Raw genomic sequence first — 23,338 nt, forward strand, 5'->3', positions numbered from 1 at the left:
TGCATGTCATTGTCCCAAACCGCCACGCACTTTTGGGCGACATGCATTCGTTCAGTAGACAGGCGGCGAAACCACCCAGATGACGACAGCCGGCTCGGCTCCAGGATTGCGCCAGCGGAACGGCTTGCCGTCGAAGCGGAAGGAGTCGCCTTCGCCAAGCCGGTGCCAGACGCCAGCAATTTCGATGTCGAAGCTGCCGGAAGCGACGTAGCCGGCTTCCTCGGTCGGCCGGCGCGCCTCGGTCTTCAGCTCGGCACCCGGGGCGAAGGCCGAACGCAGCATCTCGAAGCTACCGCCGAGATCGGGCGACAGCAGCTCCTCCACCAGGCCAGAATCGCTTGTGCCAAGCACGCGTCGGCTGCCGGCGCGCACGACCACGCCGCGCTCGGTCTCGACAGGCACGTCATGGCTGAAGAACAGGCTGACCGGCACGCCGAACAATTCGGCGAAGGCTCTGAGGTCGCCGAGCGACGGGATCGACAGGCCGCGCTCGACCTGGCTGACCCAGCCGACGGAGCGGCCGAGCTTGAGGCCGGTCTCGGCAAGCGTCAGTCCGCGCGCCTTGCGCAAGGCGCGGATGTCGCCGGCCAGCAGCCGTTCGCCGCTGTCTTGTTCCGATCTGGCCGCGGTTGAGGGCAAAGCTGTCCCTGTTTCGGTGAAAAATTCCCAGCAAATTTCATGTGACGGCACGTTTGTGAAAAAATCAAGAGGATTTTCATGCGCCCACAAGATTTACTTGCGCCATTTTGACGGTTCGGGCAGAGGCTCGGCGCACGAGCGGCGAGTGGGGCGTCCGGTCGAGGCGGATAGGCTTATCGGGCGTTCAAAAAGACGCGCAAGGATGCTCCATCACTTCTAGTCGGCGCATGATCCTTCCGGAGAATCGGGTTCGGGATCATACGCAAAGGGACGGCCATGCTGGAAAACAACTCCCGGATTGCGGCGGCGATCGTCGATGACGCGATCACCTCGCGCCGATCGGTACGCGCCTTCTTGCCCGATATGATCGACGACGAGACCATCCGCGATATTCTCGCCGTTGCCGCGCGCGCGCCGTCAGGCACCAACATGCAGCCCTGGAAGGTCTATGTGACCAAGGGCGAGGTCAAGCAGCGCATCAGCGATGCCATCCTCAGCTCGGGCATCCGCGCCGAAAAGGCGGAATGGGACGAATATCGCTATTATCCCGACCAGTTCTTCGAACCCTATCTGACGCGGCGGCGGGCCAACGGCTTCGGTCTCTACGGCGTGCTCGGCATCGGCCGGCGCGAGGTCGACAGGATGCGCGCGCAGCACGACCGCAACTTCATCTTCTTCGATGCGCCGGTCGGCATGATCTTCACCGTCGACCGGCGGCTGAACAAAGGGTCGTGGATCGACTACGGCATGTTCCTGCAAAACATCATGGTCGCGGCGCGGGGCAGGGGCCTGCACACCTGTCCGCAAGCTGCCTTCGCGCCCTATCACCGGCAGATCAGGCCGGTGCTCAACATTCCCGACGAGGAGATCGTTGTCTGCGGCATGGCGCTCGGCCATGAGGACACGTCCAAGCCCGAAAACGCATTCCGCACCGACCGCGCGCCGCTGGAAGAGTGGGTGACGTTCGCCAGCTAACGTGGCGACGCGCCGGCTGAGTTATTGCACGTCGTAGCCGACTTCCTCGCTGGCGTGGCAGAGTGCCTTCCAGAACGAGCGTGCGAACGAGCGGAACACGTAGATGTCGAACTGATCGGCCGCGGTGCGCTGGATCTGCGCGAAGACGTCGTGATGCATGGTCGAGCGGCCGGCGCCGATCGGGAAGGCCGGGAGCGCGAAGTCGATGGCGAAGAATTTCGCCAGCACCCACTCGGCCTTCGGCCCGGCGATACGGATCGCGGTGCGGCCGTGCGAAAGGTCGGTGACCGTACCGATGGCCGGGGTGACGACATCGGCAAAGGCCGTCGCCAATCCCTCGGCTTCATCGACAACCGTAAATTTTCCCGGCGCAAAGCCGAACACCGACCTGGCGCCGTTCGTCACACCGCCGCCGGCGCCGTCGGGCAAAGTCAGGCCGGTGACCGTATGGATGCCGGCCATCAACGTCTTCTCCTCGCCGGGCCAGGCGGCGAGCTGCAGAATCGACCCCGGCCTAGTTTCGGAGAGGATGATTTCGACGCCGTGCTCGAAATCGCCATGCGAGCCCGGATGCAGCACCGGCTCAAGCGGTGATTGGCGTTCAACCATGCATGCGGCTCCCGTCCGGATCGAAGAAATGGTTGGAGACGATCTCGACCGGCCCGAACCGGTTGCGCAACGGGTCGGAAACGTAGGCACGCGAGCCGCGCCGCGCCTTGCCGCCCTTGACCAGGGCAAGCGCGATATATTTGCCGAGCGCCGGCGAATAGCAGCAGGCGGTGATGTGGCCAAGCGAGCCGTGGGGATTGGCTTCGTCAAGCTGCTCGACGATGTGTGCGCCCCCATTGAGCGGCTGGTTGTCGAGCGAAACAATACCGACGAGTTCCAGGCGGTCGGGTGCGATCAGCCCCTCGCGATCCATCATCGCCGAGCCGATGAACGGCTTCTTCTTCGACAGCATCCAGTCGAGATGCAGGTCGCGTGCCGTGGTACGGCCGTCGATCTCGGCACCGGTGACGTGGCCTTTCTCGATGCGCATGGTGCCCAGCGCCTCCAGCCCGTAGGTCACCAGCCCGAACGGCTTGCCGGCTTCGATGAGCGCCTCCCAGACATAGGTGCCGTAACCGGCGCCGGAATAGACCTCGAAGGCCATTTCGCCGGAGAAGGACAGCCGGCAGATCATCACCGGCACGCCGGCGATTTCGCCGTGGACGATGGCCATGAAGGGCAGTGCGGCATTGTCGACGGCGGTGCCGCTGACGCAAGCAGCCAATATCTGCCTTGCCTTCGGCCCGCCGATGGCGGCACCGGCCCATTGATCGGTTACCGAGGTGACGTGGACCTTCAGCTCCGGCCAGATCACGTCGAGGAAATACTCCAGATGCTGCATCACCTTGCCGGCATTGGCGGTGGTGGTGGTCATCAGGAAATCCTGCTCGCCGAGCCGCCATGTTGTGCCGTCGTCGAAGGCGAGACCGTCCTCGCGCAGCATCAGCCCGTAGCGCGCCTTGCCAACGGCCAGCGTCGAAAACATGTTGGTGTAGACGCGGTCAAGGAATTCCGCCGCGTCCGGGCCTTGCACGGCGATCTTGCCCAGTGTCGAGACGTCGACGATGCCGGCGCTCTCGCGCGTGGCTCTCGCTTCGCGCACATAGGCCTGCTCGATCGTCTCGCCGGGATGGCCATAGATCATCGGCCGGTACCAGAGGCCGGCCGAATACATGGTGGCGCCGTTGGCGACGTGCCAGTCATGCATCGGCGTCAGTCGCTCGGGTTTCAGATCGCCGAAGCGTTCGGCGGCAAGCGAGCCGATCGATACCGCCGAAAAGGGCGGGCGAAAGCGCGTCGTGCCGACCTGCGGGATCGGCTTGCCCAGCGCCTCGGCCATTATGGCCAGGCCTGGTATGTTGGAACTCTTGCCCTGGTCGGTCGCCATGCCGAGCGTGGTGTAGCGCTTCAGATGCTCGACCGAGACGAAGCCTTCCCGATGCGCCAGCCGCACGTCGTCGGCCGTCACATCATGCTGGAAATCGACGAAGCTCTTTCCACTGGCCCTGATCTCGAACACCGGCGCCGGATCGGGATCGCCGGGAGCGGCTTCGACAACCGGCAAGGCCGCCGGCGTGCCGGTTCCGCCCGTCGCGGAAAAACCGGCGGCGCGACCTTCGGCGATCGCCTCGGCGGTGGAGAAACTGCCGGTGAAGGCGCCGGCGCCGATCCATTGCCGTGTTGTAGGTTTCGGCGGCAGGAACGCTTGCAACGTTTCGTTCCATTCCGCCTTGGCGCCGGCCTGGCTGGCCAGATGGATGGTCGGCGACCAGCCGCCCGACATCAGCAGGCAATCGGCGTGGATGCTGCGCGCATCGCCGGAAAGCGCGCCACTCGCCATATCGAAGCGCTGCACCTTGAAGCCGGACAGCGCCTTGCCGCCCTCGGTGGCGATCACCGCGTGGCCAGAAAAGATCTCGGCCTCGGTTTCGCCGGCCAGCTTGCGCATCTCGCTCGAAAGCTCAGGGCGTACGTCGACGATGGCGACGACCACGGCGCCGGCCTTCTTCAGCGCCAGGGCTGCGCGATAGGCGCTGTCATTGTTGGTGAACAGCCCGATCCTGTCGCCGGGCAGCACCCCATATTCATTGGCAAAACGCTCGGCCGCATGCGCCAGGATCACGCCTGGTCGATCATTGCCCGGAAAGACCAGCGGACGCTCCAGCGAGCCGGTGGCCAGCACCACCGACTTGGCGCGGATTGTCCAGTAGCGATGGCGGGGTTCGCCCTTGCCGGGCGTTTCCTTGTGGTCGGTGACGCGTTCGAGCGCAGCGAGCGTGTTGCCGTCATAATAGCCCCAGACCGTGGTGCGCGGCAGCAGGCGGACATTGTCACGGCCTTCGAGCTGGCCAGCGGCGCGCGCCGCCCAGTCGGCGGCCGGCATGCCATCGATCGTCTCGCCCGACCAACTGGCCGAGCCGCCGAAATGCGGCTCGAGCTCGGCCAGGATGACGCGTGCACCCTGATCGGAAGCAGCCCTGGCGGCCATCAGCCCGGCCGGGCCGGAGCCGACTACCAACACATCGCAAAACGCATTCATGCGTTCGTAGCGCGCCGTATCGGGAGCCGTGCCTGCCTTGCCCAGGCCGGCGGCACGGCGGATGAAATGCTCACAGAACATCCAGAAGCGTGTGCCCTTCAGCGGACCGATCACCGGTCCCATGAAGGTCTTGTAGTAGAAGCCGGCCGACAAAAGCTTGCCGCCGAGCTGGTTCACGGCACTGACGTCCCAGGCAAGTGAGGGGAAACGGTTCTGGCTTATTGCGGTCAGCCCGTCATAGATCTCGACCATGGTGGCGGGAATGTTCGGCTCGCGAACCTCGCCCCGCAACACGGTGACCAGCGCGTTAGGCTCCTCGACGCCGGCGGTCAGCACGCCGCGGGGACGGTGATATTTGAACGAACGCCCGAACAGGGTGACGCCGTTGGCCAGCAGCGCCGAAGCCAGCGTGTCGCCGGCGTGGCCGGTATAGGGCGCGCCGTCGAAGGTGAAACGAATGGTCCGCAGCCGGTCTATGAGGCCGCCGGCCTCGGTACGGCGCGGGCTCATGGCTTGTCCTCGGCCCGGTGCCGCGCAACCGAATTGTGATCGCCGCGCGCGAACGCGGTGCTGGAGATCTCGTGCGTCAGCGTGTTGCGCACGACCCTGAGATGGGCGCGGCAGCCGCCGGAATGCTGCCAGATCTCATTGTGGTCACCGGCCGGGTTCAGCCGGTCGTAGACATAAGCGTTCCAGGCGTCGAGATTCTGCGAGGCCGGCTGTGGGCGCTGGCGATTGCCGTCGCCCTGATAGGTGAATTCGATCACGTCGCGCGGGCCGCAATAGGGGCAGGTGATGAGCATGGATCTCTTAAACTTCTCGTTTGACCATGATCTTGTCCGAAAACCGGTTTCCACTTTTCGCTGACGCGGACCTGCGGTTCGGGATCATGGCCTAATGCAGCCGGGGCGTGGCGCCCTGGCCCTTGTCGTCGATCACCAGGCCACGATAGAAGCGGTCGAGCGTGAAGGCCGCGTTGAGATCGTGTGGCTCGTCCTTGGCAATGGTCCAGGCAAAGCACCAGCCGGAAGCCGGCGTCGCCTTGAAGCCGCCATAGCACCAGCCGCAGTTGAGATACATGCCCGGAAGCGGACCGGTGGTGATGATTGGCGAACCGTCCATAGACATGTCGCAGACGCCGCCCCATGAGCGCAGCATGCGGACACGGGCCAGCCCAGGGAACAGCGCCAGCATCTCGCTCATCACCTCATCGACGATCGGCAGGCTGCCGCGTTGGGCGTAGCTGTTGTAGCCGTCGAGATCGCCGCCATAGACAAGGCCGCCCTTATCCGATTGCGACATATAAAAATGGCCCATGCCGAAGGTCAGGACCGTATCGATGAACGGCTTTAGCGATTCCGTGACGAAGGCCTGCAGCACGTGGCTCTCGATCGGCATCGTCTCGATGCCGGCGAGCCGCATGACTTGCCCGGTGCTGCCGGCCACTGCGACGGCTACCTTCTTGGCGCGGATTTCGCCGCGCGTCGTCGTGACGCCGGTGATACGGTCGCCGTCGCGCAGGAAGCCGGTGACCTCGCAGTTTTCGATGATGTCGACGCCGCGCCGATCTGCAGCGCGCGCATAGCCCCAGGCGACGGCGTCGTGGCGGGCGGTGCCGGCGCGCCGCTGCATCAGGCCGCCGACAATCGGGAAGCGCGCGGTGGCCGAGACGTCCAGTGCCGGCACCAGGCGGGCGATCTCCGCCGTAGTCATCAGTTCGGCGTCGACGCCGAGATGGCGCATGGCGTTGCCGCGCCGGGCATAGTCGTCGAGCTGGGCAGGTGTGTGGGCGAGGTTCAGGCAGCCGCGCTGCGAGAACATGACGTTGTAGTTGAGGTCGTGGGCCAGGTTCTCCCACAGTTTCATCGAATGCTCGTAAAAGCGCGTGTTGGCCGGCAGGAGATAATTGGAACGGACCGCTGTGGTGTTGCGGCCGACATTGCCGGAGCCGAGCCAGCCCTTCTCCAGCACCGCGACATTGGTGATGCCGTGCTCCTTGGCTAGGTAGTAAGCGGTTGACAGGCCATGGCCGCCACCGCCGATGACGATCACGTCATAGGACGCCTTCGGGTCGGGCTTGCGCCAGGCCGGCCTCCAGTCCTTGTTTCCGGTCAGTGCGTTTTTGAGAAGCGAAAAGGCCGAATATTCCGCCATTCTTATTGTCATCCATTTCAGGCTTGGCGGCAGACTATAGAGCAGGTGGCCAACGCAAAGCCAAGATTGCGCCATCGCTTTTCGACTCCCCGACTTCGATTGACCGACTCCGATTGGCCGAGTTCGATTGGCCGACTTCGAAAAACGAGACGCCTGGGGTGACTTGCCCCGTGATATGAGCCTCTTTATCAAGGACGTGCTTCAAAACTGCCGATGCCGCCCGCGAGTCACCAGAAAAAACATGTTCTTTCGTTTACTCCGCCTGGTCTTGATTCTTGCGCTTGTCGTCTCGGCGCCGCCGTCGTTCGTTGCAATGGCGCAGGCACTCGGGCAGGGCGCCGCCGGGTTGATCGCAGACCAGCAGAAGGTCATCCAGAGTCTGACGGCCAAAACCGACGGTCTCGAGAAGAAGATACAGCAGGACGGCCAAGACGATGCCACCCTGGTGGAAATCCGTCTGCAATTGGAGGATCTGTCGCGGGCGGCGCTCACCAGCGCGCTAGCGTTCCGCTCGCGTCTCGGCGATATCAACGATCGGATTGAGGTGCTGGGACCTCCGCCGGCCGCGGGCCAGCCGGCCGAGCCAGACATCGTAACCGGTGAACGCCAGGCCTTGGCTTCCGAAAAAGCCGAGATCAACGCCGTTATTGCCAGCGCGCAGAACCTGTCGATCCGCATCAGTGGGCTGATCGAGAAGATCGGCAACATGCGCAGCGAGCTGTTTCGCAATGTGCTTACCAAGCGCTACGTGCTGTCCGATGCGCTTAGCCCCGAAGTCTTTTCCGACGCCAACGCTGAGTTTTCCGGCTTCTATAAGGCGGTCTCGTCCTGGCTGAGCTTCGCCTTCAAGTTCAAGTTCCAGGCCATTCTTGCCGCGACTTTGATGGCGCTCGCATTCGCTGCAGTGCTTTTTATCGGCGGCCGACGCCTGTTCGGCCGCGTCTTCGAAGCGGATCCTTCCGTCGAGGACCCCTCCTATCTCAGCCGCTTGTCGGTGGCGTTCTGGTCGACATTGCTGCCGACGCTGGCGGTCGGCGCCTTCCTTGTCTCGACGATCTTCTTCTTCAATTATTACAACGTTTTACGCGGTGACATAGGCATCTTCCTGAATTCGCTGGTTGCCGTCACCGCGGTGGTGTTCTGCGTCAACCGCCTGACCAACGCAGCGCTCGAGCCCCGATTGCCGAACTGGCGCCTGATCCCGGTCGAAACCGGCCCGGCGCGCTGGCTGGTGCGGCTGACGACCGCTATGGCCGTCGCCATCGGCATCAACTATTTCCTGTCGGTCGTGAACGACAAGATGGGCTCGCCACTGTCGCTGACCATCGCCAGAAGCTTCATCGCCACCATCATCGTCGGCATCATCCTGATCCTTATGGGCCTACTGAAGCCGTTCAAGGCTCCCGACGGAAGCTGGCGCCCCTGGCCGGCGTGGCTGCGCTACACCGCCATCGCACTAGGCCTATTCACCATCGCATCGGCACTGCTTGGCTATATCGGCCTTGCAATTTTCGTCTCGCTGCAGGTCGTGGTCACCGGCACGATCCTGGTCACCGCCTATATCGGTTTCCTGTCGGCGCGGGCGATCGGCGAGGAAGGCGGGTTCGCCAAAACTTCGATCGGGCGCTGGCTAGCGGCCAATTCAAGCTACGAAGAGACCGCCCTCGACCAGCTCGGGCTTGTCGTCAGCGCCGCCATCAACATCATGATTGTGCTGGTGTTCCTGCCGCTGATCCTGTTGATGTGGGGCTTCCAGCCCGGCGACATTCAGGCCTGGGCCTACAAGCTGGCGACCGGCCTCACCATCGGTTCGGTGACGATCTCGGTCACCGGCATTCTCACCGGCGTTGTGGTCTTCATTATCGGCTATTTCCTGACGCGCTGGTTCCAGGGCTGGCTCGACGGCTCGGTGATGGCGCGCGGCCGGGTCGACACCGGCGTGCGCAATTCGATCCGGCTGGCGGTCGGTTATGCCGGCGTCGCGGTCGCGGCACTGGTCGGCATCTCGGCGGCCGGTATCGACCTCTCCAATCTTGCGCTGGTCGCCGGCGCCCTGTCCCTCGGCATCGGTTTCGGCTTGCAGAATGTCGTCTCGAATTTCGTGTCGGGCCTGATCCTGCTGGCCGAGCGGCCGTTCAAGGTCGGCGACTGGATCGTCGCCGGCGACATCAGCGGCACTGTCAAGAAGATCAGCGTGCGCGCCACCGAGATCGAAACGTTTCAACGGCAATCGGTGATCCTGCCCAATTCAAACCTGATCAACAATGCGGTCGGCAACTGGACGCACCGCAACAAGCTCGGCCGCATCGACATCAAGGTCGGCGTTGCCTATGGCAGCGACGTCAAGCACGTGCATGGCGTCCTGTTGGAGATCGCACGCAGCCATCCGCTGGTGCTGAAGAACCCGGAACCCTTTGTGTTGTTTTCCAATTTCGGCCCGGCCGCGCTCGAATTCGAGATCCGCGTGTTCCTGGCAGACGTTCTTAGTGGCAATATCGTCCAGAACGACATCCGCTTTGCCATCTTCGATGTGTTCGCCGACCAGCATATCGAAATTCCGTCGACACCGCGCGCCGTCGTCGAGACCAAAAAGCACGAGGCCTGGCCGATCGACGACGACAAGATCGAAGTCGAATTCGCCGAGCGGGAACAAGCAAAAGCTCTAGCGGCAGTCGAGGCGAAACGTCTCGCCAAGTCGGGACGCAAGGTACGCAAGCCCGATCCTGACTAGCGTTTGGAGCTTGCCTTCAAGCTTCGGAAATCAATTGCGGCATGAATGCGGCATTCAGTTGCTGTTCAGCTTGCATTGCATATAAGCTCACCTGCAAACGGCGAGAATGCCTTGCGAAATGCAACAGAGGCGGTGGCAACACCGATACTGCAAAATGTGGAAGTCTCTCGTCGCCGCCATCGCTTTTCTGGCCGTGGGCGGTTCGGCCCATGCCGCCAGCGCGGTCAACAAGGACGCCGAGACCCGCACGCTGATCGTGACGGAAGGCGGCGGCAAGACCGAGCTGGCGCTGGCCGCCGGCGAAACCGTGGAATTTTGCCCGAGCGGCTGTTTTGTTACCTTGCCGAATGGCGACCTCGAGGCGCTGACGGGTTCGGAAACCGTCGAGATCTCGGGCGGCGTCGCGCGCATCAAGTAAAGTCGACGCCATGATTTTTGAAGGCCGGGCAAACGCCCGGCCTTTTATTTACTTCCAGTAATCGGCGATGAAGGTATTCACTTTTCTTCGAAGCTGCGCAGAACGGGCTCTAGCAGCGCTTTCGTACCGAGCAGGGTGAAGGCGTAGGTCCAACTGCATTCGACGAGCTGGTGGCGCGGGCTTTTTTGGCGATGTCGCAAACAGGCTGCAAGCGCGCCGCCGCGCCGACCTATAGTCTGCTCGCAATAGCATCTTGGAGTCGCGGGCAATGGCAGGGTTTCCGGAAAAGGCGAAGGTCGTCATCGTCGGGCTGGGCGGCATCGTCGGCGCATCGGTCGCCCATCACCTGATCGAGCGCGGATGGGACGATATTGTCGGCATCGACAAATCGGGCATCCCGACGGATATCGGCTCGACGGCGCACGCCTCCGACTTCTGCTACACGACCAGCCATGATTTCCTGTCGTGCTGGACGACGCTCTATTCCATCGATTTCTACGAAAAGATGGGTCATTACGCCCGCATCGGCGGCCTCGAGGTCGCACGCGTCGGAGACGACGCCCGCATGGCGGAAATCAAGCGCAAGATCGCCTCGGCGAAGGCCTTCGGCACACGCGCCCGCCTGATCGATCCCGCCGAAATCAAGGAAAAATTCCCGCTGATCGAAGAACAGATGGTACAGGGCGGCCTGTGGGATCCCGATGCCGGCCTCGTCATCCCGCGTTCGCAGACAGTCGCCGGCAAGCTGGTCGACCAGGCGGAAGCCTCGGGCAAACTCAAGGCGTTTGCCAACACCTCGGCCAGGTCGCTCGTCATCGACAACGGCCGCATCAAGGGCGTGGTGACCGACCGCGGCACCATCCAGGCCGACTACGTCGTGGTCTGCACGGGCATCTGGGGGCGGCTGATCGCGGAAATGGCGGGCGAGGACCTGCCGGTCATGCCGATCGACCACCCGCTCACCTTCTTCGGGCCGTACACCGAGTTCGCCGGCACCGGCAAGGAGATCGGCTGGCCGCTGCTGCGCGACCAGGGTAATTCGGCCTATATGCGCGATACCGGCGATCCCAAGACCGCCGAAGGCGGGCAGATCGAATGGGGTTATTACGAAGAGACCAATCCGCGCCTTTGCCATCCGCGCGATATTCTCGAGAAAAACGAGGCACGGCTTTCGCCGTCGCAGCGCGATCTCGACATGGAGCAGATCCTGGCGCCGCTCGAGCGGGCCATGGAACTGACGCCGATCCTGGGCGAGCTGGGCTACAATGAGAGCCATTCCTTCAACGGGCTGCTGCAGGTGACGGCGGACGGCGGTCCTTCGATGGGCGAAAGCCAGAAGGTGAGGGGCCTCTGGTATGCCGTGGCGATCTGGGTCAAGGACGGTCCCGGCATGGGCAAGCTCATCGCCGACTGGATGACAGACGGCCGCACGGCGATCGACCATCACGCCATCGACTATTCGCGCTTCTATCCGCACCAGACGAAAGAGCAGTTCATCTGGGACCGCTGCACTGAAACGGCGATGAAGGTCTACAATCCGGCGGTCCATCCGCGCGAGACCTTCTCCAAGGCTCGCAATGTCCGCCGCTCGCCGTTCTGGGAGCGCGAGAAGGAACTCGGCGGCTATTTCATGGAGCTCGGCGGCTGGGAGCGCGCCCATGGCTACGCCGCCAACGAGCATCTGCTCGAGAAATACGGCAACCGGGTGCCGGTGCGCCAAAACGAATGGGATAACCGCCACTTCTGGCGCGTCTCGAACGCCGAGCATCTCGCGATGAGCGAGGATTGCGGCATCGTCAACCTGTCGCATTTCGCCATGTACGACGTCGAAGGCCCGGACCATGTCGCGCTGATGGAATGGCTGTGCGCGGCAAAGATCGGCGGCGACGGCAATATCGGCAAGGGCATCTATACCCATTTCCTCGACGAGGCAGGCATGGTGCGCGCCGACCTGACCGTCATCCGCATGGTCGACCGCTGCCGCGTCATCGACGGCGCCGATGCGGGGCCGCGCGACTTCCAGTACATGCGCCGGACGGCAGAAGACAAAGGCTTCGACGTTACCGTCACCGACGTGACCGAGAAGTACGTGACCATCGGCATCTGGGGTCCGAACGCGCGGGCGACATTGAGCAAGTGCGTGGAAAACCCCGACGGGCTGACGCCGGAGAATTTTCCATTTGCCGCGATCAAGCCCGTCAGGATCGCCGGCAAGGACGTGACCGCCTTCCGCATCTCCTATGTCGGCGAGCAAGGCTGGGAACTGCACATGCGCTACGAGGACGGCCTCGCTGTCTGGGACGCGCTGCGGTCGACCGGCGTGATGGCCTTTGGCGTCGAGACCTATGCCAACAGCCGCCGTATGGAGAAGAGCCTGCGTCTGCAAAACGCGGATCTGTTGACCGAATATAATCTGCTGGAAGCCGACCTTGCCCGACCGAAGGTCAAGGAGGCCGATTTCTGCGGCAAGGCAAAGCATCTGGAATATCGCGCCCGGGTGCACCAGCCGGCCATGCTTTGCACGCTTATCATGACGGACAATACCGATTCCAACGGCGTTCCCCGCTATCCGGTCGGCACGATGCCGGTGATGGACCCGCAAACCGGTGAGACGCTCGTCGACGAGCTCGGCCGCCGCTCCTTCACGACCTCGGTGGCCTACGGTCCGACCCTCGGCAAGAACATCGCGCTCGCCTACCTGCCCTGGGCGTATTGCCAGGAGGGCCGCAAGCTGAACGTCGAATATTTCGGCGAGAAATACCCGGTCGAAGTGGCCGCCGTCGGCTACAGGCCGCTCTATGACCCGGAGAACCTCAATCCGCGCAGCTAACCATCGGGACGGTCGCAAAAATGTGACCGAATGAGCGGCTCTCCACCGGGCTTTCTCTTTGTCGATCGGCGATTTTCGCTTAACGTGCGGCATGTCTGGTTTTGCCAGTGCAAGACATTTCGTCTCGGGTGCCGCCGCGCTGGCGTCGGTGCTATGGCTGACTGCAAACTCCCGCGCCGCCGAGCCGGTCGACGTCGAACTGGTGCTGGCAGTCGACGTATCCTTGTCCATGTCGCCGGACGAGCTTGAAATCCAGCGTCATGGCTATGCGGCGGCGCTGACGCATGACGATGTCCTGCAGGCAATCGGCGAAGGCGCTCATGGCAAGATTGCCGTCACGTATGTCGAATGGGCTGGCGCGACCTGGCAGCAGGTCGTCGTGCCGTGGACGGTGATCGCCAATCGTGCCGACGCCGAGCGGCTGGCAGCGCAGCTTTCCGCTCATCCGCCGGCCAGTGCCAGGCGCACCTCGATCTCCGGCGCGCTGGAATTCGCCAGCGATCTCTTTGCCGAAAGCGGCTTCCAGGGCGTCAAGCGGGTGATCGACATTTCGGGTGACGGCCCCAACAACCAGGGCGCACCTGTCGATATCACCCGCGACGCCGTGATTAAGCAGGGCATCACCGTCAACGGCCTGCCGCTGATGACCAGGGGCGGGTTCACCAGCGCCTACGATGTCAACAATCTCGACCGCTACTACAGCGACTGCGTCATCGGCGGGCCGGGCTCCTTCATGATCCCGGTCAATGACTGGACGCAGTTTCCGGAGGCCATCCGCCGCAAGCTGGTGCTGGAGCTTGCCGGTCCGGCCTCGCCGCAGCGAGCGGCGGAAGAGGCGGCGCATCCGCCATTGGTGCTGGCGCAGGACATCCCCGTCACCGACTGCCTGGTTGGCGAAAAAATGTGGCGCGACCGCAGCTGGATGTACAACACCCGCTAATGGCGAAGTTTGCTGCCGGTGGTGACATACCGCAGTGCAGCATCTGCTTCATTGACAAGCCTGTGCGCGTCTGTGACACAATTCTCCATCCGAACAAAAAAGGGGAACCGACATGAACGGGATCGGAATTCTTGCAGCAAGCTTGACGCTTGCCGTCGGATTGTCCGCGCCGGCCACCGCCGCTACATCGGTCAGCATCGGCATCAGCGGATGGACTGGCTTTGCGCCGCTGACGCTCGCCAAGCAGGCCGGCATCTTCGAAAAGCACGGCCTCGACGTCACCTTGAAGAAGGTGCCGCAAGCCAGTCGGCCCCTCGCCATCGCCAGCGGCGACCTGCAATGCGCCGCCACTACGGTCGAGACCTGGCTGGTCTGGAACGCTAACGGCGTGACGACCAAGCAGATATTCCAGCTCGACAAGTCCTACGGCGCCGACGGCATCGTCGCCCGCAACGACATCAAGACCGTCGCCGATCTCAAGGGTAAGTCGGTCGCGTCCTCGGCGCCGGGCACGTCGCCCTATTTCATGCTGGCCTGGGTGCTCAACAAGAACGGCATGTCGACCAAGGACGTGACGGTCGTCAACCTGGAGCCGGACGCGGCGGCGCAGGCGTTTCTCGCCGGACAGAACGATGCGGCGGTCACCTATGAGCCGTTCATCTCGGCGGTGCGCGAAAAGTCCGACCAGGGCCATATCCTTGTGACCACTCTCGATTATCCGATGGTGCTCGACACGGTCGGCTGCACGCCGGAGTTCCTCAAGGCCAATCCGGATGCGGCCAAGGCGCTTGCCGACAGCTATTTCGAGGCACTTGACCTGATAAAGAGCGACCCGGCGAAATCCTATGAGGCGATGGGCGCCGACGTGAAGCAGTCGGCCAAGGAGTTCGAAGAGTCGGCAAAATACCTGAAATGGGCCGACAAGGCTGAAAACAAGCAGTTCTTCACCAAGGAATTCCAGGACTTTTCCAAGACCGCCGGCGAGCTTCTGCTGCAGATGGGCTTGATCAAGGAAGCGCCCGACGTATCGACATTGGCCGACACCAGCGCCGTCGCCGACTAACCGGCAGGATTGTCGCCCGGCGGCGGCGCGTGCGCCGCCGCTTTTTCATTCCGATCAGAGGACGGTCGAAGATGCCGCGCCCCTTGCATCCGGTCTCGCCGGGCATTCGAACCGTGCTCGGCATTTCGTTCTTCGTGCTGTTCGTGGCGTTCTGGGCGTGGATCACGCTTGGCGGCCACGTCAATCGCATTTTCCTTGCCGATCCGCTGTCGATGGTGAGAGACGGTTGGCGGCTGCTGGTCGAGGACCGCTTCTGGCTCGACATCCTTATCACTATCTGGCGCGTCTTCGGCGGGTTCCTGATGGCGGCCATCGTTGCCGTGCCGCTCGGCATCGTGATGGGTGCCTGGAAGCCCGTGGAGGCGTTCCTGGAGCCGTTCGTCTCCTTCGCCCGCTATCTGCCGGCATCGGCCTTCATCCCGCTGCTCATTCTGTGGGCGGGCGTTGGCGAGCTCGAAAAACTGCTGGTGATCTTCGTCGGCTCGGTGTTCCAGATCATCCTGATCATCGCGGTCACAGTCGGCGGAACACGGCGCGACCTGGTCGAGGCGGCCTACACGCTTGGCTCGTCCGACAACGGCATCGTGCGGCGCGTGATCATGCCGGCCAATGCGCCGGAGATTGCCGAGACCCTGCGGCTGGTGCTCGGCTGGGCCTGGACCTATGTCATCGTCGCCGAGCTGATCGGCTCGTCGTCGGGCATCGGCTACATGATCATCAACAGCCAGTCGCGGCTGGCGACAGGGCAGATCATCTTCGGCATCATCGTCATCGGCCTGATCGGGCTGTTGTCCGATTTCGCCTTCAAGGCGCTCAACCGTTGGCTGTTTCCATGGAGCCTGGCGTGAGCAAGCTGGTCATCGAAGGCGTCTCGCGCACCTTCGCCGGTGTCGGCGGTGGGCAGCCGGTCAAGGCGCTGATGCCGACCGATCTGGCGGTCGCCGCCAACGACTTCATCACCATCCTGGGGCCATCCGGCTGTGGAAAGTCGACGCTGCTCAGGATCGTCGCCGGCCTCGAAGCGCCGAGTGGGGGACGTGTTATGCTCGACGGCAGGGTGGTGGACCGGCCCGGTCCAGACCGCGGCATGGTTTTCCAGTCCTATACGCTGTTTCCGTGGCTGACGGTCGCCGAGAACATCGGCTTCGGCCTGCGCGAACGTGGAATGGCCGAGCACGAGCGCAACGAAATCGTCGCTTCTTACGTCGATCTCGTCGGGCTGAGAGGTTTTGAAAACCATTGGCCGAAGCAGCTTTCCGGCGGCATGCAGCAGCGCACCGCGATTGCCAGGGCACTGGCCAACGATCCGGAGATCCTGCTGCTCGACGAGCCGTTCGGAGCACTCGACAACCAGACCCGAGGGCTGATGCAGGAGCTGCTTCTCGGCATATGGGAGCGCCGGCAAAAAACGGTGCTGTTCGTCACCCACGACATCGAGGAGGCGATCTTCATGGCGTCGCGCGTGGTGGTAATGACGGCGCGGCCCGGCCGCATCAAGTCGGACGTTGCCGTCGACCTGCCGCATCCGCGCCACTACACGCTGAAGACCAGCCCGGAGTTTTCGGCACTGAAGGCGCGGCTGACGGAAGATATCCGCGTCGAGGCGATGCGCACGGCCGAAGTGCATTGACTCGGCGGGCTTCGTCCAGCCGATGGCCCGATCAAGCCGCCAGAAGCTGCTTGCGGTCGACGCGTTCCTGTTGCGGCGAGCGGGCGTACAACTCGCGATAGCATTTGGAGAAATGCGAGGCGGAAACAAAGCCGCAGGCGACCGCCACTTCGACGACCGGCAACGACGACTGGATCAGCAGGTGCCGGGCGCGGTCGAGGCGGATCTCCAGATAGTAACGGGCAGGGGAGCGCCCCATCTCGGTGCGGAACAGGCGCTCAATCTGCCGGCGCGACAGGTCGACATGGTCAGCGATCTCGATCAGCGAGAGCGGCTCGGAGAGATTGGCTTCCATCAGCTCGATAATGGTCAGCACCTTGGAATTCTGCACGCCAAGGCGGGCGCGCAGCGGCAGGCGCTGGCGGTCGGTCGGGCTGCGCACGCGATCGGTCAGCACCTGCTCGCAGACGCGGTTGACGAGGCTCTCGTCGAAATCGTCGCCGATCAGCTTCAGCATCATATCGAGAGCGGCGGTGCCGCCGGCGCAGGTGTAGATGTTCTGGTCGATCTCGAAGAGGTCGGCGAAGACATTGGCCTTGGGGAACGCCTCGGAAAAGCCCGGCAGGTTCTCCCAATGGATGGCGCAGCGCTTGTTGGACAACAGGCCTGCTGCGGCCAGGATATGCGCGCCGGTGCACAGGCCGCCGACGGCAACGCCGCGATTGTACTCCTCGCGCAACCAGGCAAAGGCCGATTTGTTCTGGTAGCGCTCGACATTGATGCCGCTGCAGACGATGGCCATGTTCGGCCGGTCCGGTCCGGACATCTTCTTGCGCTCTTCCTCCAGCGAGGTGTTGACGGCGCATTCGACGCCGTTCGAGGCGCGCACCGGCTTGCCGTCGATGCTGGCGAGCCGCCAGCGATAGGCTTCATAGCCGAGCATGCGGTTGGCCGAACGCAACGGATCGAGCGCCGTTGCGAAGGCGATCATGGTGAAATCGGGGACCAGGAAGAATACGAACGATCGCCGGATCGGGTGCTTTACGACGTTCACGGGTAGATCCTCACGCTGCAATGGCGCGAACAGGATGTCGCGATCAGCATAGCGACATCAGGAAAAACGTTTCCTGTCAATTGGCTAGATGGCAATGGAGCGACTTTATTTGCGACATGGGTCGCAAATGGGCAATCGCTGTGCGGCGAAGGACGTGACAGGCCGCCGGATCGACCAACGAGCCTACGCAGTCTGCGCACACGAAAACGCCGCCTCGGCAAAACCGAGGCGGCGCTGGATCGACTTCGAAGCAGCGCTGGGCTGCTTCCGCCAGGATTGCTGTCTCAGGCGACGAAGCCGAGGCGCGCCGCAGCCATGGCCCCGGTCTGGCCGGGCATGGTGTTGGCCAGGCGCTGGCGCTCGAGCGCGGTCGTCAGGTTCATTTCGCGGCGGGCAAAGAGGCGGGCAAAAAGCTTCATGATCATCTCCATTCAGTTGCTCAGACGGGTCGCCTTCGCTTGATGGAGTGGGGCAGCTCGTTTGTTGATGATCATATAGGCTTACGTGAGGGGAAACTAAATCGCAAAAGCGAAGCACTTGATATGAAAAGCGACACGGAATGCGACAAATTTGGGCAACCTGCCCAGGATTTTCGATTATTTACAATGTGTTGATTGCCAGTGCGGGCTGCTATGCGACTTGCTCATATGCGGCATGCGACGGCGACATGGCTCGGGAAAATCATTTGAATACAAACAAAAAGGCCTGCCGGGCTGATCTGCGCGGCAGGCCTCAGCTGTTGATACACACGGTTTACTTTGCTCCAGCCCAAGATCCCACACCATGGCGAGTGCCGGTCTTGGCATCGGCAGCTTCGGGCCAGCCGATATCCTTCTGCAGTTCAATCGGCAGCGCGCGGATGGCTCGTTCCGTCTGGTAGCGGGCACGGGCCTCGCTGAACTCGGTCGCGATCCGACCGATGGATGACAGGATAGACATCTCATTCTCCTTCGCGTTGGGCCGGGATTGTCCCGGCGCTTGCAGCGTCAGGCGGTACACCGGGTTTGTTTCAGCTTCATTTCGTGTCGATTGCAGGTCCGTGTCATGGTTGTTTCGGGACCACGTCGATGCGTCCTGCCTTCGATGGAGTTGACTATCCTCCCAAACTGATGTTCAATCAAACGAAATGGAATGATGGTTTGCATCAGAAAAATTGAAGGTCGCTTGCCATGAACGCCCCACTCAATCATCCGCTGCCGCTGCTCGATCTCGACGTTCTGCGCACTTTCGTCGCAATCGCCGAGACCGGGAGCTTCACCACTGCGGCCAATGCGGTCTTCCGCACGCCGTCGGCCGTCTCCATGCAGATCAAGAAGCTGGAGGACATTCTCGGCCGCTCGGTGTTCGCGCGCGACGCCCGTTCGGTGACGCTGACCACCGATGGCGAGATGCTGCTCGGCTACGCGCGCCGGCTGCTGTCGATCAATCGCGAGGTGGTGTCGAAGTTCATCATTCCAGACATTGTCGGGGTGGTGCGGCTCGGCTCGCCGGACGATTATGGCGAACGTGTGCTGCCGCATGTGCTGAAGCGATTCGCACAGTCGCATCCTTCCATCGCGGTCGACGTCACCATCGACCAGAGCGTCAACCTGCGCCGTCGCATGGACGATCGGGCACTCGACATCACGCTGCTCACCAACTCATACAAGACCAGCGCGATCGGCGCCGAAGTACTGCTCACCGAGCCTATCGTCTGGGCCGGTGCCAAGGGGGGCTGTGCGCATCTGCGCGAGCCGCTGCCGGTCTCCTTGTGGGAAGAAGGCTGCGCCTGGCGGGCGGGTGCATTGGAGGCGCTTGGCCGCGAGGGCCGCAACTACCGTATCGCCTATATGAGCGCGCACACGGCCGGCCAGCGCGCCGCGATCATGGCGGATCTTGCAGTCGCGCCGCTGCCGAAATCGTTCCTCGGCAGCGACATGGTCGAGCTGTGCCCGAAGGACGGCATGCCTGACATCGGCACCTACAACCTCGCCATGGTGGTGACGCCGGACGCCAGCGCGCCGGTGAAGGCAGTCGCCGACCATATCCGAGCGACGTTTGAGATGTTCAGGGAAACTGGGAAGTTCTGAGCCAAACTACGACCTGAGCGGCGCAACCAGATCGCGAGGGGTTCCATCGCGGTCTGCCCTTTGCAGCGACAACTCTCCTGCCTTGGCATGATAACTGTCAGTTTCGTTGGTCAAGAAGGCCACTATGCTGTCCCGCGCGCGTCGCGCCTCCGGCATGTCGATCAATGGCCAGACATGGAACATGCCTTGCTCGTGGACGACCTCAATTTCGACGCCGGCCGCGCGTGCCTTTTCCGCGAAGATCAGATTGTCGGGTGTAAGCAGATCGCGTGAACCGGTCAGCAGCAGCGTTTTGGGCAGCACCGACAGGTCGCCGTAAACCGGGCTGATGCGCCAGTCGGTGGGATCTATGCCGGCGCTGTAAAGCCGGATCGCCTCGCGGCCGCCGGCAATGCCCAGCCATGGATCGTTGCGTTCAGCCTCATACATTTCTGGGTTGGCGAGCGATACGTCGAGGCCGGGCGAAATCAGCACGTGGCGTGATGGCAAGGGCAGGCCGTCTTGCGCAGCCATCATGGTCAGCACGACAGCCATGTTTCCGCCGGCGGAATCGCCCATGAAGATGATGTCATTTGCCCTGGTTTCGCCGAACATCTGGCGGTAGACGGCGCCGACCATACCGAACATCGCGTGGAAATCGTGTTCGGGAGCAATGGGATAGATCGGCACGGTGATACCGAACCCGAGGCGGTCGGCCATGTCGGCGATCAGCCGCCAATGATAGGGGGTGATTTCAAAGACGTAAGCGCCGCCGTGCAGGTAGAGAATCCGCCTCCGCTCGCCAGCCTTGGGCGCGATCTCGTAGACGGGAAAGCCGTTGATCGTGCGGGTTGTGATCTCCAGGCGCGACCGCAGCGACGCAGGCGGCCGATGGTTTTCCGTCTTGCGCGCATAGGCGATCCAGCGCTGCAGGTTCTCCGGGCTGGAAAACGCCTTCTTACGGCTGTACCTGAGCACGAACGAAACGACGTGGCTTTTGAGACTGGGCATGCAGATACACGGACTTCGGCTGAGCCGACTAAGAGAACCCCCGACTATTTTGAAGATTGTGTCGCCACCAAAAAAGTCAATATTTATGCAATCTCAACACGGTGGTTTGACTCCAGCTGGCGATAAAGCCTCAGGTCCATGAAGTCGCTAGCCCACCTGGGCAGCTCAGCGCCGCGGGCGGCAGTGCGGCGCGCAGCCGATTGCTGGGTGCAGCCGGAGCCGCATTGCGGCCCCGGCGAATACCAAGCAGCTTGCATTTGTCGATGAAGTTCATCCGCGCTGCATGCCCCAGCCGACCGAAAGCTGCCTTTCGCTTGAACGCGGCGACACCGGCCAGCCAATGTCCTTCTGGATCTCAGGCGGCAAGCTGTTGAGGATGCGCAGCGACTTGCGCGCTTCGCGTGTTTTCTTGAAGGCCGCACCATAGCGGCCGAGGCTTCCGAACATCGACATCTTGATCTCCTTTGGAGCGTTGCGGTGGCCGACAACTGTTTCTGCCTGCCGTTCGATGCCGGTTAAATGCTCCGCACATGTATCTGGCGGATTTCACGAAAACGCGATTTCGTTTCCAGATCGGCGCGATCTGGAAACATTTGCATACAAATGAAAATAGAAAGGCTGACAGCCGAGCGGAGGCGAGTCATCCCCGCCCGCGCCGCGCGGCGTGGCCTTCGCGCGAACGCCGTCGCGGGGCAGCGTCGCCGGCAATGCCGTCTTCGCTCACCGTCTTGCGCGGCGGCAGTTTCACCGCCGCCGACAGCTTGGGGAACGGGTCGATCTTATTTGGGAGCGCCATGGCATAAACGAAATGTTCCTGGAATTTCGGCTCCAGCGCCGTCTCGATCTTCTCGATCCTGCTGACGGTTTCCTCGATCTCGCGGCGATAGCCGCGGTTCAGGAGCGCCATGCGGGCGCCGGCGCCGGCCGCATTGCCGACGGCCGAGACCTTGTCGAGGTCGCAGTCCGGGATCAGGCCCAGCACCATTGCGTATTTCGGATCGATGAACGAGCCGAACGCGCCGGCAAAATGGATACGGTCGACATGTTCGGTGTGCTGCTTTTCCATCAAAAGCTTGGTTCCGGCATAAAGCGCCGCCTTGGCAAGCTGGATGGCGCGCACGTCGGTCTGGGTAATGGTGATCTTGGGCTCGCCTTCCTTCAGCACATAGGAGAAGGTGCGGCCATTGGCGACGACGCGAGGCGAGTGGCCGCTCAGCGATCCATCGACGACGCCGTCCTCGGAAATGATGCCGGCGAGGTACATCTCGGCTACCACCTCGATGATGCCGGAGCCGCAAATGCCGGTGACGCCGGTCGCCTGCACGCTGTCGAGGAAGCCCGGCTCGTCGGACCAGAGTTCCGAGCCGATAACGCGGTATTTCGGCTCCAGCGTTTCGGGATCGATACGGACGCGTTCGATTGCACCCGGTGCGGCGCGCTGGCCACCGGAGATTTCCGCACCCTCGAAGGCCGGGCCGGTTGGCGAGGAGGCCGCCACGACCCGCTGGCGATTGCCGAGCACGATCTCGGCATTGGTACCGACATCGACGATCAGCATCATCTCGTCCTGCCGATGCGGGCCTTCCGACAGCGTCACTGCAGCCGCATCAGCGCCGACATGGCCGGCAATGCAAGGCAGCATGTAAAGCCTGGCGCCCTGGTTGAGTTTCAAGCCGATATCCGATGCCTTGATGTGCACGGCGCCGGAGACGGCTAGCGCGAAGGGAGCGCCGCCGAGTTCGGTCGGATCGATGCCGAGGAACAGATGATGCATGATCGGATTACCGACGAAAACGGAATCCAGGATATCGTTACGCTGGACGTTGCCTTCGGCGCAGACCTTGTCGACGAGGCCCGAAATGGCCTCGCGCACGGCGACCGTCATGCCTTCGCGGCCGTCCGGGTTCATCATCACGTAAGAGACGCGGCTCATCAGATCCTCGCCGAAGCGGATCTGCGGATTGGAGGTGCCCGACGAGGCGGCGACCCGACCCGACAGCAACGACACCAGATGCATGGCGATCGTGGTCGAGCCGATATCGCAGGCAAGCCCGTATGCCTCGTTCTTCAGGCCAGGCCACAGAGCGATGACCCGCGCGGTCTCGCTGTCGGTGTCCTTGTGGATGGCGGCCGTCGCGGTCCAGTTGCCTTTGCGCAAAATGCCTTGCACCTGCGGCAACAGATGGAAATCGAAATCTAGGCTCTTGAGGCCCCAGTCCTTCATCAGCGCGATCTTCAGGCGGTCGAGGTCGCCGAGCGGCTTGTGCATGTCGGGTTCTTCGATCTCGACATAGCACATGCGGATAGCCGCATCGCGGGCGATGACCCTGGTATCGGCGTCCTTGCGGATAGTCTGCGCGTTAATAACGGTGTCCTGCGGCACGTCGACGACGAGATCGCCGAGGATCTGTGCCGAGCAGGACAAGCGGCGCCGCTCGGGGAGCCCGCGAACGCGCTCGTAGCGCTCTTCCTTGGCGCCCTTGGGCGAGAGGTGATCGTTGGAGGAGACGATCTTGTGCTTGGCGAAATTGCCTTCCTGCACCTCGATCTGGCAACGCCCGCAAGTGGCACGCCCGCCGCACACGCTCTCGACGTAGACACCAAGCTGGCGCGCGGCATCCAGAACCGGTGTGCCGACCGGAAACCGCCCGCGCTTGCCCGACGGCATGAACAGCACGAGCGGATCAGTGATGTTGACGGGAGAGTTCATTCGTTCCAGACTTTACTTTCTACGCTGCTCGGGTCTTGGCCACGGCAGCGATGCCGCTGTGTTTCGGT

General features: G+C 62.6%; 20 protein-coding genes. 9 read left to right on the plus strand and 11 right to left on the minus strand.

Annotated features, from left to right (window positions below):
* Positions 1 to 51: 51 nt before the first annotated feature.
* Positions 52 to 639, minus strand: a complete 588-nt coding sequence (locus NKJ17_RS09780) for a helix-turn-helix domain-containing protein (RefSeq protein WP_352505733.1) — start codon at positions 637 to 639, stop codon at positions 52 to 54.
* Between the two features lie 276 nt (positions 640 to 915).
* Here NKJ17_RS09780 and NKJ17_RS09785 point away from each other — a divergent pair, with 276 nt between their 5' ends.
* Positions 916 to 1,614 carry a nitroreductase gene (locus tag NKJ17_RS09785; protein ID WP_352505735.1) on the plus strand — a complete coding sequence of 233 codons (699 nt, stop codon included), beginning with the start codon at positions 916 to 918 and terminating at the stop codon, positions 1,612 to 1,614.
* Positions 1,615 to 1,635: 21 nt separating this feature from the next.
* Here the strand turns inward: NKJ17_RS09785 and NKJ17_RS09790 are convergent, their stop codons facing one another.
* From NKJ17_RS09790 to NKJ17_RS09805, 4 genes are all read right to left on the minus strand, one after another.
* Positions 1,636 to 2,223, minus strand: a complete 588-nt coding sequence (locus tag NKJ17_RS09790; RefSeq protein ID WP_352505736.1) for a sarcosine oxidase subunit gamma — start codon at positions 2,221 to 2,223, stop codon at positions 1,636 to 1,638.
* On the minus strand, positions 2,216 to 5,212 hold the full coding sequence (locus NKJ17_RS09795; protein WP_352505737.1) for a sarcosine oxidase subunit alpha: 2,997 nt from the start codon (positions 5,210 to 5,212) through the stop codon (positions 2,216 to 2,218). The genes NKJ17_RS09790 and NKJ17_RS09795 overlap by 8 nt, the downstream gene beginning before the upstream one ends.
* Positions 5,209 to 5,505, minus strand: a complete 297-nt coding sequence (locus NKJ17_RS09800; protein ID WP_023676536.1) for a sarcosine oxidase subunit delta — start codon at positions 5,503 to 5,505, stop codon at positions 5,209 to 5,211. Before NKJ17_RS09800 ends, NKJ17_RS09795 begins: the two co-directional genes overlap by 4 nt.
* A 91-nt stretch (positions 5,506 to 5,596) precedes the next feature.
* Positions 5,597 to 6,856 carry a sarcosine oxidase subunit beta gene (locus tag NKJ17_RS09805; protein ID WP_352505738.1) on the minus strand — a complete coding sequence of 420 codons (1,260 nt, stop codon included), beginning with the start codon at positions 6,854 to 6,856 and terminating at the stop codon, positions 5,597 to 5,599.
* Positions 6,857 to 7,097: 241 nt separating this feature from the next.
* On the opposite strand from NKJ17_RS09805, the gene NKJ17_RS09810 reads away from it, so the two are divergent.
* The 7 genes from NKJ17_RS09810 (at position 7,098) to NKJ17_RS09840 (ending at position 16,468) form a co-directional block, all read left to right on the plus strand.
* Positions 7,098 to 9,587 carry a mechanosensitive ion channel family protein gene (locus NKJ17_RS09810; RefSeq protein ID WP_352505739.1) on the plus strand — a complete coding sequence of 830 codons (2,490 nt, stop codon included), beginning with the start codon at positions 7,098 to 7,100 and terminating at the stop codon, positions 9,585 to 9,587.
* Positions 9,588 to 9,741: 154 nt separating this feature from the next.
* Positions 9,742 to 10,005 carry a hypothetical protein gene (locus NKJ17_RS09815; RefSeq protein ID WP_254818157.1) on the plus strand — a complete coding sequence of 88 codons (264 nt, stop codon included), beginning with the start codon at positions 9,742 to 9,744 and terminating at the stop codon, positions 10,003 to 10,005.
* 268 nt (positions 10,006 to 10,273) lie between these two features.
* The gene (locus NKJ17_RS09820) at positions 10,274 to 12,835 is read left to right on the plus strand and encodes a GcvT family protein (protein ID WP_352505740.1); all 2,562 of its coding nucleotides are present in this window, start codon (positions 10,274 to 10,276) and stop codon (positions 12,833 to 12,835) included.
* Positions 12,836 to 12,926: 91 nt separating this feature from the next.
* Positions 12,927 to 13,775: a DUF1194 domain-containing protein gene (locus NKJ17_RS09825; RefSeq protein ID WP_352505741.1), complete on the plus strand. Its 849-nt coding sequence runs from the start codon at positions 12,927 to 12,929 to the stop codon at positions 13,773 to 13,775.
* A 112-nt stretch (positions 13,776 to 13,887) separates the two neighbouring features.
* Positions 13,888 to 14,838, plus strand: a complete 951-nt coding sequence (locus tag NKJ17_RS09830) for an ABC transporter substrate-binding protein (RefSeq protein WP_352505742.1) — start codon at positions 13,888 to 13,890, stop codon at positions 14,836 to 14,838.
* 71 nt (positions 14,839 to 14,909) lie between these two features.
* The gene (locus tag NKJ17_RS09835; RefSeq protein ID WP_352505743.1) at positions 14,910 to 15,686 is read left to right on the plus strand and encodes an ABC transporter permease; all 777 of its coding nucleotides are present in this window, start codon (positions 14,910 to 14,912) and stop codon (positions 15,684 to 15,686) included.
* Positions 15,683 to 16,468 (plus strand): ABC transporter ATP-binding protein, encoded by a 786-nt coding sequence (locus tag NKJ17_RS09840; protein WP_352505744.1) that lies wholly within the window; start codon positions 15,683 to 15,685, stop codon positions 16,466 to 16,468. Before NKJ17_RS09835 ends, NKJ17_RS09840 begins: the two co-directional genes overlap by 4 nt.
* Positions 16,469 to 16,499: 31 nt before the next feature.
* Here NKJ17_RS09840 and NKJ17_RS09845 read toward each other — a convergent pair whose 3' ends face one another.
* The 3 genes from NKJ17_RS09845 to NKJ17_RS09855 all read right to left on the minus strand — a co-directional run bounded on the left by NKJ17_RS09845 (position 16,500) and on the right by NKJ17_RS09855 (position 18,440).
* The gene (locus NKJ17_RS09845; RefSeq protein WP_302895626.1) at positions 16,500 to 17,438 is read right to left on the minus strand and encodes a GlxA family transcriptional regulator; all 939 of its coding nucleotides are present in this window, start codon (positions 17,436 to 17,438) and stop codon (positions 16,500 to 16,502) included.
* A gap of 347 nt (positions 17,439 to 17,785) precedes the next feature.
* Positions 17,786 to 17,920 (minus strand): hypothetical protein, encoded by a 135-nt coding sequence (locus NKJ17_RS09850; RefSeq protein WP_013894968.1) that lies wholly within the window; start codon positions 17,918 to 17,920, stop codon positions 17,786 to 17,788.
* A gap of 334 nt (positions 17,921 to 18,254) precedes the next feature.
* Positions 18,255 to 18,440: a hypothetical protein gene (locus tag NKJ17_RS09855; protein WP_023719925.1), complete on the minus strand. Its 186-nt coding sequence runs from the start codon at positions 18,438 to 18,440 to the stop codon at positions 18,255 to 18,257.
* Positions 18,441 to 18,670: 230 nt separating this feature from the next.
* On the opposite strand from NKJ17_RS09855, the gene NKJ17_RS09860 reads away from it, so the two are divergent.
* A complete protein-coding gene (locus NKJ17_RS09860) occupies positions 18,671 to 19,570 on the plus strand; it encodes a LysR substrate-binding domain-containing protein (protein WP_023676521.1) in 900 nt (299 codons plus the stop codon).
* A 6-nt stretch (positions 19,571 to 19,576) separates the two neighbouring features.
* Here the strand turns inward: NKJ17_RS09860 and NKJ17_RS09865 are convergent, their stop codons facing one another.
* The 3 genes from NKJ17_RS09865 to NKJ17_RS09875 form a co-directional block, all read right to left on the minus strand.
* The gene (locus NKJ17_RS09865; protein WP_352505745.1) at positions 19,577 to 20,560 is read right to left on the minus strand and encodes an alpha/beta hydrolase; all 984 of its coding nucleotides are present in this window, start codon (positions 20,558 to 20,560) and stop codon (positions 19,577 to 19,579) included.
* Between the two features lie 270 nt (positions 20,561 to 20,830).
* A complete protein-coding gene (locus NKJ17_RS09870; protein ID WP_352477599.1) occupies positions 20,831 to 21,013 on the minus strand; it encodes a hypothetical protein in 183 nt (60 codons plus the stop codon).
* 187 nt (positions 21,014 to 21,200) lie between these two features.
* Positions 21,201 to 23,270 carry an ASKHA domain-containing protein gene (locus tag NKJ17_RS09875; RefSeq protein ID WP_352688163.1) on the minus strand — a complete coding sequence of 690 codons (2,070 nt, stop codon included), beginning with the start codon at positions 23,268 to 23,270 and terminating at the stop codon, positions 21,201 to 21,203.
* Positions 23,271 to 23,338: the final 68 nt, after the last annotated feature.

Origin of the sequence: Mesorhizobium sp. M0208, assembly GCF_040322015.1 — a bacterium.
Taxonomy (GTDB): Bacteria; Pseudomonadota; Alphaproteobacteria; order Rhizobiales; family Rhizobiaceae; genus Mesorhizobium.

Bases quoted from the DNA above. Each gene is read 5' to 3' on its own strand.
- NKJ17_RS09785 (WP_352505735.1), top strand. From the start codon at position 916: ATGCTGGAAAACAACTCCCGGATTGCGGCGGCGATCGTCGATGACGCG.
- NKJ17_RS09790 (WP_352505736.1), bottom strand. From the start codon at position 2,223: ATGGTTGAACGCCAATCACCGCTTGAGCCGGTGCTGCATCCGGGCTCG.
- NKJ17_RS09795 (WP_352505737.1), bottom strand. From the start codon at position 5,212: ATGAGCCCGCGCCGTACCGAGGCCGGCGGCCTCATAGACCGGCTGCGG.
- NKJ17_RS09800 (WP_023676536.1), bottom strand. From the start codon at position 5,505: ATGCTCATCACCTGCCCCTATTGCGGCCCGCGCGACGTGATCGAATTC.
- NKJ17_RS09805 (WP_352505738.1), bottom strand. From the start codon at position 6,856: ATGGCGGAATATTCGGCCTTTTCGCTTCTCAAAAACGCACTGACCGGA.
- NKJ17_RS09810 (WP_352505739.1), top strand. From the start codon at position 7,098: ATGTTCTTTCGTTTACTCCGCCTGGTCTTGATTCTTGCGCTTGTCGTC.
- NKJ17_RS09815 (WP_254818157.1), top strand. From the start codon at position 9,742: ATGTGGAAGTCTCTCGTCGCCGCCATCGCTTTTCTGGCCGTGGGCGGT.
- NKJ17_RS09820 (WP_352505740.1), top strand. From the start codon at position 10,274: ATGGCAGGGTTTCCGGAAAAGGCGAAGGTCGTCATCGTCGGGCTGGGC.
- NKJ17_RS09825 (WP_352505741.1), top strand. From the start codon at position 12,927: ATGTCTGGTTTTGCCAGTGCAAGACATTTCGTCTCGGGTGCCGCCGCG.
- NKJ17_RS09830 (WP_352505742.1), top strand. From the start codon at position 13,888: ATGAACGGGATCGGAATTCTTGCAGCAAGCTTGACGCTTGCCGTCGGA.
- NKJ17_RS09835 (WP_352505743.1), top strand. From the start codon at position 14,910: ATGCCGCGCCCCTTGCATCCGGTCTCGCCGGGCATTCGAACCGTGCTC.
- NKJ17_RS09845 (WP_302895626.1), bottom strand. From the start codon at position 17,438: ATGATCGCCTTCGCAACGGCGCTCGATCCGTTGCGTTCGGCCAACCGC.
- NKJ17_RS09850 (WP_013894968.1), bottom strand. From the start codon at position 17,920: ATGAAGCTTTTTGCCCGCCTCTTTGCCCGCCGCGAAATGAACCTGACG.
- NKJ17_RS09855 (WP_023719925.1), bottom strand. From the start codon at position 18,440: ATGTCTATCCTGTCATCCATCGGTCGGATCGCGACCGAGTTCAGCGAG.
- NKJ17_RS09860 (WP_023676521.1), top strand. From the start codon at position 18,671: ATGAACGCCCCACTCAATCATCCGCTGCCGCTGCTCGATCTCGACGTT.
- NKJ17_RS09865 (WP_352505745.1), bottom strand. From the start codon at position 20,560: ATGCCCAGTCTCAAAAGCCACGTCGTTTCGTTCGTGCTCAGGTACAGC.
- NKJ17_RS09870 (WP_352477599.1), bottom strand. From the start codon at position 21,013: ATGTCGATGTTCGGAAGCCTCGGCCGCTATGGTGCGGCCTTCAAGAAA.
- NKJ17_RS09875 (WP_352688163.1), bottom strand. From the start codon at position 23,270: ATGAACTCTCCCGTCAACATCACTGATCCGCTCGTGCTGTTCATGCCG.